The sequence below is a fragment of the Campylobacter concisus genome (assembly GCF_902460545.1).
GTDB classification, from domain to species: domain Bacteria; phylum Campylobacterota; class Campylobacteria; order Campylobacterales; family Campylobacteraceae; genus Campylobacter_A; species Campylobacter_A concisus_AE.
This window is the reverse complement of the sequence record NZ_CABPUE010000001.1, coordinates 35700-47385: the sequence shown is the minus strand read 5'-3', so window position 1 is coordinate 47385 and position 11686 is coordinate 35700. Positions and strand designations below refer to the sequence as shown.

General features: G+C 36.2%; 13 protein-coding genes and 1 pseudogene. 10 read left to right on the top strand and 4 right to left on the bottom strand.

Features of this window, described 5'->3' with window-relative positions; genetic code table 11:
* The first annotated feature begins 32 nt into the window (after positions 1 to 32).
* Both FZ949_RS00245 and FZ949_RS00240 read left to right on the top strand, forming a co-directional pair.
* Positions 33 to 440, top strand: a complete 408-nt coding sequence (locus FZ949_RS00245) for a DUF4156 domain-containing protein (RefSeq protein WP_103580179.1) — start codon at positions 33 to 35, stop codon at positions 438 to 440.
* Between the two features lie 94 nt (positions 441 to 534).
* Entirely contained in the window at positions 535 to 1461 is a 927-nt protein-coding gene (locus FZ949_RS00240) for a ribose-phosphate pyrophosphokinase (protein WP_072594149.1), read from the top strand.
* Between the two features lie 47 nt (positions 1462 to 1508).
* On the opposite strand, the gene tilS is transcribed toward FZ949_RS00240, so the two are convergent.
* The 3 genes from tilS to panC are packed head-to-tail and all read right to left on the bottom strand — an operon-like array spanning position 1509 to position 4629.
* The gene (gene tilS / locus FZ949_RS00235; RefSeq protein ID WP_103580180.1) at positions 1509 to 2498 is read right to left on the bottom strand and encodes a tRNA lysidine(34) synthetase TilS; all 990 of its coding nucleotides are present in this window, start codon (positions 2496 to 2498) and stop codon (positions 1509 to 1511) included.
* On the bottom strand, positions 2495 to 3805 hold the full coding sequence (gene rimO, locus FZ949_RS00230) for a 30S ribosomal protein S12 methylthiotransferase RimO (RefSeq protein ID WP_148789980.1): 1311 nt from the start codon (positions 3803 to 3805) through the stop codon (positions 2495 to 2497). The genes tilS and rimO overlap by 4 nt, the downstream gene beginning before the upstream one ends.
* Positions 3806 to 3807: 2 nt before the next feature.
* Positions 3808 to 4629 carry a pantoate--beta-alanine ligase gene (panC, locus tag FZ949_RS00225; protein ID WP_148789979.1) on the bottom strand — a complete coding sequence of 274 codons (822 nt, stop codon included), beginning with the start codon at positions 4627 to 4629 and terminating at the stop codon, positions 3808 to 3810.
* Between the two features lie 120 nt (positions 4630 to 4749).
* Here panC and prfB point away from each other — a divergent pair, with 120 nt between their 5' ends.
* Positions 4750 to 5850, top strand: coding sequence for a peptide chain release factor 2 (prfB, locus tag FZ949_RS00220; RefSeq protein WP_103580183.1), 1101 nt, complete (start codon positions 4750 to 4752; stop codon positions 5848 to 5850).
* 24 nt (positions 5851 to 5874) lie between these two features.
* Here prfB and FZ949_RS00215 read toward each other — a convergent pair whose 3' ends face one another.
* Positions 5875 to 6426: a tetratricopeptide repeat protein gene (locus FZ949_RS00215; RefSeq protein ID WP_148789978.1), complete on the bottom strand. Its 552-nt coding sequence runs from the start codon at positions 6424 to 6426 to the stop codon at positions 5875 to 5877.
* A 77-nt stretch (positions 6427 to 6503) separates the two neighbouring features.
* On the opposite strand from FZ949_RS00215, the gene FZ949_RS00205 reads away from it, so the two are divergent.
* The 7 genes and pseudogenes from FZ949_RS00205 (at position 6504) to FZ949_RS00180 (ending at position 11616) form a co-directional block, all read left to right on the top strand.
* Positions 6504 to 6824, top strand: coding sequence for a hypothetical protein (locus FZ949_RS00205; protein ID WP_054196551.1), 321 nt, complete (start codon positions 6504 to 6506; stop codon positions 6822 to 6824).
* Positions 6825 to 6826: 2 nt separating this feature from the next.
* On the top strand, positions 6827 to 8167 hold the full coding sequence (locus tag FZ949_RS00200; protein ID WP_103580185.1) for a dihydrolipoyl dehydrogenase family protein: 1341 nt from the start codon (positions 6827 to 6829) through the stop codon (positions 8165 to 8167).
* A gap of 10 nt (positions 8168 to 8177) precedes the next feature.
* Complete coding sequence (locus FZ949_RS00195; RefSeq protein WP_103580186.1) at positions 8178 to 8831, top strand: tetratricopeptide repeat protein; 654 nt, start codon at positions 8178 to 8180, stop codon at positions 8829 to 8831.
* Positions 8832 to 9455 carry a tetratricopeptide repeat protein gene (locus FZ949_RS00190; protein WP_103580187.1) on the top strand — a complete coding sequence of 208 codons (624 nt, stop codon included), beginning with the start codon at positions 8832 to 8834 and terminating at the stop codon, positions 9453 to 9455.
* A gap of 117 nt (positions 9456 to 9572) precedes the next feature.
* Positions 9573 to 10282 (top strand): annotated as a pseudogene (locus FZ949_RS09465) (MBOAT family O-acyltransferase); the annotation flags it as partial.
* A gap of 49 nt (positions 10283 to 10331) precedes the next feature.
* Entirely contained in the window at positions 10332 to 10823 is a 492-nt protein-coding gene (locus tag FZ949_RS09455) for an MBOAT family O-acyltransferase (protein WP_262367758.1), read from the top strand.
* Positions 10792 to 11616, top strand: coding sequence for a hypothetical protein (locus FZ949_RS00180; RefSeq protein ID WP_103580188.1), 825 nt, complete (start codon positions 10792 to 10794; stop codon positions 11614 to 11616). The genes FZ949_RS09455 and FZ949_RS00180 overlap by 32 nt, the downstream gene beginning before the upstream one ends.
* Positions 11617 to 11686 lie beyond the last annotated feature (70 nt).

Here is an 11686-nt window from a genome sequence, read left to right as displayed (position 1 = left end):
GAATAATGCAAGAATTTATTTAAGGAGGTTAAATGAAAATTTCAAATTTGATAGTTTTTTGCACTATCTTAGCTTTATTTTCTGGTTGCATGGCACCACAATTTACACCAAAGCCATTATCGCCAAACTCAAAAGGTATAGCTATGGTAAATTCTACACCTTATAGTTGCAAAGTTTTAGGCGAAGCAGAGGGAAGTGACGAGGCAAATGGTAGAATGAACCCAACTATTGAAAGACTTAGACAAGGTGCGATAAATGATTTAAAAAATGAAGCAGTTGAAATAGTAGGACTTCATAAAAGAGTTGTACTTTATATTATAAAAGAAGAGGCGCTTTGCTACTGGCTTTTTGAAGGTATTAAAACCTGCCCAGATGGAAGCTCGTCTGCACTTGGTTATAGAGTAAGAGCTCAAATTTTTGATTGTGGCAATAAGAATTAAACTAGGGCTAGAAATGGTCCTAAAAAGAATAAATTTAAATTAAAGCTCGTTTCGATAAAATCCCAACATAAAAATCACTAAAAAGGTTATCATTATGAGAGGCTATAAAATTTTCTCAGGAACGGCTAATATTGAGCTTTCAAAGAAAATTTCGCAATATCTTTCACTTCCTCTTAGCGAGGCAAGTATAAAAAGATTTAGCGATGGAGAGATCAGCGTACAAATCGGCGAGAGCGTGCGCGGAAAAGATGTTTTTGTCATTCAGCCAACATGTGCACCGACAAATACAAATTTAATGGAGCTGCTTATCTTGACTGATGCTTTAAGACGTAGCAGTGCAAGCTCAATAACAGCGATTGTGCCGTATTTTGGCTACGCTAGACAAGATAGAAAAGCAGCTCCTAGAGTGCCGATCACTGCAAAACTAGTGGCAAACATGATGCAAACAGCAGGTATCGATAGAGTCGTCACTATGGACCTTCACGCAGGACAAATTCAAGGATTTTTTGATATTCCGGTTGATAACCTTTATGGAAGTATTATTTTTAATGACTACGTAAGAGCTAAAAATTTACCAAATCCAATCGTTGCAAGCCCTGATGTAGGTGGCGTTGCTCGTGCTAGAGCCTTGGCTAAAAATCTAAATCTTGACATGGTTATCGTAGATAAGCGCCGCGAAAAAGCAAACGAGAGCGAAGTGATGAATATAATCGGCGACGTAAATGGCAAAGATGTGATTTTAGTTGATGATATGATAGATACAGCTGGCACGATCGTAAAAGCAGCTGAAATTTTTAAAGAGCGTGGCGCAACTAGCGTTATGGCATTTTGCACGCATCCAGTCCTTAGTGGGCCAGCTTACGATAGGCTAAGACTAGGCTTTTTGGATGAGTTGGTGGTAACAGATACGATCCCTCTAGCAGAGGAGCTACCTTGTATAAAAGTGCTAAGTGCTGCTTCATTGTTTGGCGAAGTGATACGCCGTGTATATCACAATGAAAGCGTAAATAGCTTATTTTAATTGATTTTGGCTTTTGTTTTTAGCGTTTCAGGCAAAAGCCAAATCTTTCAATATTTATTAGAATCTAATTTTGATAAATCAAAATTTATAGCAAAAAGATAGCCTCTATTTATAGCTGGAATTTTTAAAATTCTAGCCTTCTCTTTAAAAATTTTTGGCATTATGGCTTTGCAAAATGGAGTTACTAAAAGGCAAGTGTCTGCGTATCCGACAGCGATCTTGCCGCTTAGCACCACGCTTGTTTGCTTTGCTAAATTTGCATTTAGCTCATCTTTTTGAGCTTTACTTAGAAGTACGTTTAGCTCTTTTGCCGCCATATCAACGCCTCGTATCGCATTACTATCATTTTTTATGATAAAAATTTCGTCACTTATTTTTGTGATATTTGGCATTAAAATTTGTCTATCGGCTTCTAAAAACTCAAAGCTCTTTTGTACGCCACTAAAATATCTATCCAAAAATGGCTCACTAAAATTTAGCCGAATAAAGCTTCTTTTTAACTCGCCTTTTAAATTTGTCTCATCGATAAAATAGTGTAAATTTCTCTCATCAAGATAGTTTTGAAGCTCTTTTTTGCGCAAATTTAAAAGTGGCCTAACTAACCAAAAGTGCTTTCTCTTTTCAAGCTCGCTCATACCAAAGAGCTCTTTTAGTCCAGCACCCTTACTAAGCTGCATCAAAAACCACTCAAATTTATCATCAAACTGATGCGCTAGGATCAAATTTTCATAGCTAAATTTTTGACAAATCTCGCCAAAAAACTCATATCTTGCCTCGCGCGCATTTTTTTCAAAATTTGAATTATCTAAAAAAACGCTTTTAGTATAAATTTTTTTACCAAATTTATCTGCGAGTTCTTTTGCGCTTTTTATTTCGTTTTTGCTTTGCTCTCGAACATTGTAATCAACCATCGCTAGATCAAATTTGATCCCAGCATCTTCTAAAATGTAAAAAAGTGCAGTGCTGTCTATACCGTGCGAGAATGCAAGTAGGTTTGCACCTGAGTTTAGCTTTTCTCGCACATTTTGGTTTATCATTTTGCTTTTTTGATGATTTTAGCGATCAGTTTTTGATCAACCACGTCAGTGACCTCACAAAGGTAGAGTGAGCCGATCTCAAGCTCTTTTACATCGCTCTCGTTTATTAGAATTTCACCGTCTATATCTTTATCCCAGATATCTTTTTTGGCTGCGTAAAACATCTCGCCCTCGCTGCTAATGCCCTCAAGAGAAGTATAAATTTTCTTACCAAGCTCTTTTTGCAAGCTCTCATTTATCGATTTTTTAGTGATTTTTTCTATCTTGTTTAGTCTTTTTGAAATGATTTTGGCTGGGATTTGCTCCATTTCAAAAGATGCCGTATCTTCTTCTTTTGAGTAGGCAAAGGCTGAAATTCTATCAAATTTAAACTCTTCTAAAAATTTGCAAAGTTCCTCAAAATCCTCCTCGCTCTCTCCTGGATGACCCACGATGACACCAGTTCGTAAGAATGAATTCTCGGCATTTCTCATTAAATTTAAAAGCTCTTTTATCTTTTTAGCACCACTTCCACGCTTCATTATCTTTAGCATATTTTCGCTGATGTGTTGGATAGGCATGTCAAAGTAGTTGTGAAAGATGGGCGAAGCGATGATACGCGAAATGAGCTCCTTGCTGGTCGTGCTTGGGTAGAGGTAAAGTATCCTGGCACTCCTTACGCCCTTTATCTTTTCTATCTCGTCTATTAAATTTATAAGCCCGTCACTAACGCCTTGATCGCGCATATATGAGCTTGAGTCCTGAGATAAAAAGCTAAAGTCGTAGTAGCCTTTTTTGACCAAATTTTTAACCTCATTTACGATATTTTCGAGCGAGCGTGATTTTAGTTTTCCTTTAAAAGTTGGAATGGCACAAAAACTACATTTTTGGTTACAGCCCTCTGAAATTTTGATGTAGGCGTGGTAGTTTGAGCCAGTTATCACACGCTCTTCATTTGCTTGCAGATAAGTTTGCGGGCTAAATAAATTTTGCTTTTTTAAGATGATCTCATCGATCTTGTCATAGTCAGCCACACCGGTAAAGAGATCTACCTCTGGTATCTCTTTCATAAGCTCATCTTTGTAGCGCTGCATAAGACAGCCAGTCACTACTAGTAAAGAGCCATTTTTACGTGCTTCGTGCATCTCAAGTATGGTTTGGATGCTCTCTTCTTTGGCGGATTTGATAAAGCCACAGGTATTTACGATGATAACGTCAGCGTCACTGATATCGTCTGTGATATCGTAGTTTTGTAATCTGCCAAGCATGATCTCAGAATCAACTAAATTTTTGTTACAGCCAAGTGAAATTAAGTGAAGTTTTGGCATTTTTATATCCAGATGTTGTCTATTAGCCTAGTTTTACCAACGTAAGCTGCTACTAAAATGATGGTGTTATTTTTTTCTATTTTGGAAATTTCATTTAAATTTCTATCCGTAATAGCGACATAATCAACCTTTAACGGCTCTAGCACTTCAAGCATCTTTGTTTTGATCTCGCTTGCGTCCTCTTCGCCGTTTTGGATCAAATTTTGTGCTTTATTTAGCGATCTTGAAAGCCTTAGAGCATTACATTTATCTTCGTCACAGATATAGACGTTTCTGCTTGAAAGCGCTAAGCCGTCTGGCTCTCTAACGATATCACAAGCCACTAGGCTGGTATTAAGAAAAAATGTCTTTATCATGTTTTGCACGATAATTAGTTGTTGTGTATCTTTTTTGCCCATGTAAACGCTATTTGCACGAGTTAGACGAAATAGCTTGTTTAGCACCCTTAAGACGCCGTCAAAGTGACCAGGTCTAGTTTTGCCCTCTAAGATGGCCGAAAATTTCTTTGGAGCGACGATTAGAGGCTCATCTTCAAAGTAAAGTTCATTAGCATCCGGAATAAAAATAGCACTAACGCCATTTTGCTCACAAATTTTAATGTCGTTTTGTTCGTTTCTTGGGTATTTGTCTAGATCTTCACCTGGTAAAAACTGAGTTGGATTAACGAACGTTGAGACGATGCTTATCTCGTTTTCGCTCACGCATTTTTTAATAAGGCTAACGTGTCCGTCATGAAGTGCGCCCATGGTTGGTACAAAACCGATCTTTGTGCTTGTGCTAGAGACGAAATTTTCAAGTTCTTTTATGGTTCTTATGATTTGCATTTTGACTCTTTTTATTTGAAATTTTAACTTGGCATTGTAACAAAAAAGGATTAAAAGGGCGTAAATTTAAAAATGTAAGCAACTTTTGGCTAAAATCGGCAAAAATTTTTGGAGAAAAACTTGGATAGTTACGAATACAACGAGCTTTTAAAGAAGCTACAAACAAAAGTTGAAAACATAGGCTCTATCGTAAAGCCTGACGAGATAAAGGCTAGGCTAAAAGAGATCGAGGCGACCGAACAAGACCCTAGTTTTTGGCAAGATATCGCTAAAGCTGGAGCGCTAAATAAAGAAAAGACAAAAATTTCAAACATGCTTGCTAAATTTAGTGATGCTCATCAAGCAGTTAGCGACGCAAAGGAGCTCTTTGAGCTAGCAAATTCTGAAAATGACGAGGAGACTATAAATTCTTTATTTGAGGATGCTAAAAATTTAGATGAAAAGATAGTAAATTTAGAAATTTCTATGCTTTTAAGTGGCGAGGACGATAGCAAAAATGCGATCGTATCGATCCATCCCGGAGCTGGTGGCACCGAGAGTAACGACTGGGCGAGCATGCTTTATAGGATGTATCTTAGATTTTGCGAGCGCGAGGGCTTTAAGGTCGAGACTCTTGACTTTCAAGAGGGTGATGAGGCTGGGCTAAAGGACGTGAGCTTTATTGTAAAAGGTGAAAATGCTTATGGATATTTCAAAGCAGAAAATGGCATCCATAGGCTCGTTCGCACAAGCCCATTTGATAGCGCAGGGCGCCGTCATACAAGCTTTTCAAGTGTCATGGTAAGCCCTGAAGTAGATGATGATATAGAGATCGAGATCGAAGAGAAAGATCTAAAGATAGACACTTATAGAGCTAGTGGTGCAGGCGGTCAGCATGTAAATAAAACAGAATCAGCCATTCGTATCACACATTTACCAACTGGCATCGTCGTGCAGTGTCAAAACGATCGTAGTCAACATAAAAACAGAGCCACAGCGATGAAAATGCTAAAATCACGCCTTTACGAGCTTGAGCTAATGAAACAGCAAGAAGCTAGCAATAGCGTAGAAAAAAGCGAGATCGGCTGGGGGCACCAGATAAGATCATATGTGCTTTTCCCATATCAGCAAGTAAAAGATAACCGCAGTGGCGAGGCATACTCGCAAACTGATGCGATACTTGATGGCGACATCAAAAAAATGATAGAAGGCGTTTTGATCGCTCAAAAGGCTGACGCGTAATAAATTTACAAAAAGAGATGGGATCTAAAATTTCATCTCTTTTAGCTTTGCGCAAGCTTCTTCTTTACCTTTAAAGCAAGCTTCGTCAAGATAAATTCTCGCTTTTTTATAGTCGTTTTTGCCTAGGTAGATGAGTCCTAAATCGTAGCTAGCCTCGCTCGAGCCAAGACTTACAGCTTTTTCATAAAAATATATTGCTTTTTCTAAATTTTTGTTTACACCAAGGCCGTACTCGTAGATATGTCCGGCACTTCTTAGGCCGTCTATGTTACCGTATCTGCCAGCTGTTTCAAACCAAAAAAGTGCTCTTAAAATATCTTTACTAAAGCCTTTGCCGTCACGAAAACAAACGCCAGTTTGCTGCATGGCAAGCACATTTCCATCTTTTGCATAATCATAAAATCTCTTGCAAGCCTTTGGATAGTTGCCCTCGTTATATAGATAGATGGCGTCTGCTATTTGCTCGACCTCTGGATCAAGTGGTGGCTCACTAAGGCCAAAATTTTGTGAAATTTGATCTAACGAGCATCCGCAAAATAGCAAAACACTAAATACAAAAATGATAAATTTTTTCATATTTGTCCTTGAAAATTTAGGCGATTTTATCCAATTTTATCTTATAATGCCCGCAAATTTTAAGCAAAAGGAACGATATGGATCATAATGCACTTTTAATCCAGCTTGGCTATAACGTCAATGAAACGACCACTGCTCAAATGTGTAGAATTTTAAACAATACTGATGGTCTTTTGCCAAAGAGCATAATTGAACTAAACGATCATTTAAAGCCGCACCTTTGTTTTGTGGCGATGAGTGGAAGTGAAGATAGACTAAAGATAAAAAATGTAGCTACCGTTAATGAAATAAAAGAGCGAGTTGATGAGATCATAAAAAACTGGGCTAATAAATATAAAATGGAGCTAAAAAAGATAAATGAAACAACTTACTATATAATGGGAAAGATAAGGGACTGAAAATGAAATATGATATTGTAATTATTGGTTTTGGAAAAGCTGGCAAAACGCTAGCGGTTAAAGCTGCCGCACTTGGCAAAAAAGTAGCTCTTGTAGAGAGATCGCCAAAAATGTATGGAGGCACTTGCATAAATGTTGGCTGCATACCAACCAAACGTCTAATAACAGCCGCTAAAGAGGCAAAATTTGTAAATAATAGCGTTGAAAGCGAATATTACACACTTAGCGTTGAAAATAAAAATAAGCTAATCTCAGCTTTGAATGCTAAAAACTATGCGATGCTAAATGATAAAGAAAATATCTATGTGATTGATGGTATTGGCTCATTTGCTAGCGAAAATAGCGTACTTGTAACAACGCCAAGTGGTGAGAAAAAGCTAATAGAGGGCGATTTTATCATCATAAATAGTGGCTCAAAAGAGGCAGATGCTCCTTTTGAGGTTATAAGCTCAAATGTATTTTCAAGCCAAACTTTGCTTGATCTAAAAAATTTACCAAAGCATTTTGTCATTATCGGTAGTGGTTTTATTGGTATAGAGTTTGCATCAATGTTTGCAAATTTTGGCTCAAAAGTGACTATTATAGGGCGTTCGAAACTACTTAAAAACGAAGATGATGATATAGCTAATAGCGTAAAAGAAGCACTTAGAGTCCAAGGCGTTGAAATTTTAGAGGGTTGCGAGATAGAGTGCATTAAAGAAAATGTATTAAATTTCAAGCAAAATGGCGAGCAAAGATGCCTTAGAGCCGATGCATTTTTGATCGCGCTTGGCAGAGTAGCAAATGTGGATGATTTAAATTTAAAAGCTGCTGGAGTTGATCTAAATGAAAAAGGCTTTATAAAGACAAATGAAAATCTTCAAACAAATGTGCCAAACATCTATGCGGTAGGCGACGTGCGTGGCGGAGAGCTTTTTACTTACACGAGCTTGGATGATTTTAGGATAGTTTATTCACAAATTTTTGGTGATAAAAAAAGAAATACTAAAAATAGAAGCATTCATGCAAATGTGCTATTTACCGATACTCCACTAGCAAGAGTTGGAATGAGCGCCAAAGAAGCTAGCAAACTTGGGTTAAATTTCAAAGAGCTAAAGCTTAGCATGGCAACAGTACCAGGCGCAAAAGTACTAAATCACGATGTAGGTATGCTAAAAGCTATCGTTGATGCACAAAGCGGCGAAATTTTAGGTGCTATCTTTCACTGCATCTATGCAAATGAGCTGATAAATGAAATCGCAATTGCTATGAATTTAAAAGCAAATGCAAATTTCTTTAAAAATCAAATTTTCACTCACCCAAGTATCAGTGAAGCACTAAATGACCTCTTTGGACAATTTTAAAAGGAAAAGAATGAAAAAATATTTATTGCTTTTATCAGCTTTATTTTTCACTGGCTGCTTAAACGTGATTGGTGTAGGACAAAAACAAGATGATTCGTGGCAGCAACCAAAGGATGAAAAAATAGTGCAAAATAAAGAGCAAATTTCAAGAAATGCGATCGAAATTTTAATACCAAGATGCGAAGAAGGCGATGCGGAAGCTTGCAACGATTTGGGTGTAAATTACGAGCTTTTAAAAGAATATGAAAATGCTTTAACAAATTATAAAAAAGCTTGCGATGCTAAAGTACAAGTCGGTTGTGCAAATTTGGGCACTCTTTATGAGCTTGGACTCGGAGTTAAAAAAAATCCAAAAAAGGCAATTTTGATTTATAAAGAAAGTTGCAATGGCGGAGGCATGCAAGCTTGCTATCATTTAGGCAATGCTTACAGAAAAGGCGAGATCGTTAAGAGAGATTATTACTTAGCAATGCAAGCTTATACAAATGCATGCAATGCTGGCGATTTGCCAAGTTGTGCTAATATCGGAGCGATGTACGAGCTTGGTCTTGGTGTCAATAAAGATGAAAAAAGGGCTTATGGAATTTATAAAGTCGCTTGCTTTCGTGGGCTAAGCAAGGCATGCCCGCAGATGAAAAGACTAGGCACAAAGCTAGGAATGTAAGTGAAAAAGGTCTTAAATTTTGGTCTTATTTTGGCTATGGGCTTTATACTTAGTGGTTGCTGGTCGTGGCAAAAGATGGTAAGCTTTGGCTTTTGGCAAAGTGATGAAGAGGCGAGAGCAGAACGTCTGGAGCTTGAAAAAGAGAAGATGATGCAAAACTGCGAGAGTGGAAATAGCATCGACTGTAACAACCTAGCCGTAAATTTTAGCAACGAAAAAGACTTTGTAAAGGCAAAAGGCTACTACGAAAAAGCTTGTAATACTGGGCTTGCGACGGCTTGTTCAAATTTAGGCCAAATTTATGAGCAAGGGCTGATTGATGAGCAAAAAGATATCCAAAAGGCTCTAAAACTTTATAAACTAGCTTGTGATAGCGGCGATGGCGTTGGCTGCTATAACGAGGCTATGGGGCTAAAATCCTACATCGAAAGTGAAAATTTAAAGACTCATAAGATAGATAGAACTAAGGCTGAGGCTAGAGTGCTAAGGCTTTTGGCAAAGAGCTGCGAGCTTGAGTACGCTCAGTCGTGCTTTTTGCTTGCAAAGCTAAGCGGTGATGAAGCAAAGGCAAATGCACTTTACAAAAGAGCTTGTCAGCTTGGTAAGTGTGTGGATAGAAAATAAGGGATAAAATTACTTTTTAACTCATATGTCTTTATATTTGTATTTTTACCACTTGTATTTTTTGTATATTTTTTTCTAAATAAAAAGCGACTAAGCACTCTTGCAAAAGCTTTTTTAGTGAGTGCTAGTTTATTTTTTTATGCTTATTGGAGTGTTTATTATCTGCCGATTTTGTTAGGAGGTATCGTTTTTAACTTCCTTGTTTCAAAATTTCTTGCAAAACATCAGAGTAAAACTATTTTGATTTTTGGTATAGTTTGCAACCTCGCTTTACTTGGATATTTTAAATATGCTGATTTTTTAATTTCAAATTTAAACGCTATAGCAAATACAAATTTAAGTCTACTTCATATCGCTTTGCCGCTAGCACTTAGTTTTGTCACATTTCAGCAAATAGCATATCTAGTGGATAGTTATAACAAGCAGACAAAAGAGAATAGTTTTTTAAACTACTGCCTTTTTATAACATTTTTTCCACAGCTTATTGCTGGTCCGATAGTGCATCACAAAGAAATGATGCCTCAGTTTGCAAATAAATTTAATCTTATAAAAAACTATAAATTTATATTTTTAGCATGGGGCTATTTAAGAAGAGTGTGGTTGCTGATACTTTTTCGATTTTTGCAAATGCTGGATTTGATGTGGAAGGAAATTTGACTTTTCTGCAAGCATGGGCGACGTCACTTTCATATACCTTTCAACTTTATTTTGATTTTAGTGGTTATTGTGATATGGCGATAGGTCTTGCGCTACTTTTTAACATAAGGCTTCCCATAAATTTTAACTCCCCGTATAAGGCTTTAAATATTCAGGATTTTTGGCATAGGTGGCACATTACACTATCACGTTTTTTAAGAGACTACATCTATATCCCACTTGGAGGAAATAGGGGGGCAGAGCCGTACCTATCTAAATTTGTTTTTGGTATTTTTGATAGGCGGTCTTTGGCATGGAGCTGCTTGGACATTTGTTGTTTGGGTTGCTTTACATGGTGTTGCTATTGTTATTCACAGATGTTGGCAAAAGTTAAATTTTAAATTAAATAAAATCATTGCTTGGATCATCACCTTTAACTTTGTAAATTTCACATGGATATTTTTTAGGGCAAAAAGCTTTGAAGATGCCATGAAAGTGATCCGAGGAATGTTTTTTGGTGAGTTTAAGATAGACGTTAACTATCTTGAGATACTTTTTATCGTTTTAGCTTTTTTGGTCGTTTTGCTTTTTAAAAACTCTATGCAAATAGCATTTGATAAGAAATTTAAATTTACTATCTGGCAAATTTTTGCAACATCTTTCTTTTTATTTATATCAATCTTAGCAATTAGGCTTAATAATGCGAGTGAATTTTTATACTTTAGATTTTAAGAAAAAAATATTTCTATGCCTGTTTTTGGTAATATTTGCTATGGTTGGGCTTGATGTTGTACTTTATGTTTTTGCAGAAAGTGGAACAAGTAAGACAAATTTTGTTGATAATAAAATTTCAAAAGCAGAGCACTTTAAGATAAATAGCGAAAAACAAAAGGATATCGTTTTTGTTGGAAGCAGTAGGACGTTTAATCATATTTCAACAAACATTTTTAAAGAAAATAATATTGGTATTTATAATTTTGGCGTTTCTGGAAATTTTATAGGTGACTATCCTTTTATTGTAAATGCTATTAAAAAAGTTGGTGCAAAAGAGGTTGTTGTTAGTATAAGAGTTAGCAATCTTTTTAAAGATTATATTGAGAGAGATGTCAAAATTTATACCACTGATGAACTAATGGTAAATTTTGGCACAAATAAGATAACGTTTTTAAAAACACTGCCAGATTATTTAGCAAGCTTGCATTTGTTTTTAAGATACTCTGAAGCTATCTATAATAGAGTAGTTATGACTTATGGTAAATTCACACCAAAGACTGCAACCAATGTAAATAATTTTAGTGTAGAAAATTTCTTTAATATTGAAGCAAATAGTGATTGCGAGCTAATTAACACAAGTGAAGTAAATTCAAATTTTACAAAAGACAAAAAGATTATTGTTGCAAAATGTAGCAATGGTGATAATATACTTTTTGCAAATACAATACCGAGAGAGAATTATGGCAAGGTTATTGAAGAATTTAAACACATTAAAATACATGCAAAATTATATAATAGATCCACTGGTTAAAAACGGCATGAAAGTAATTATTTTACTTGAACCAATATTTGATGGAATGAGACTTCAATATAGTATAAAT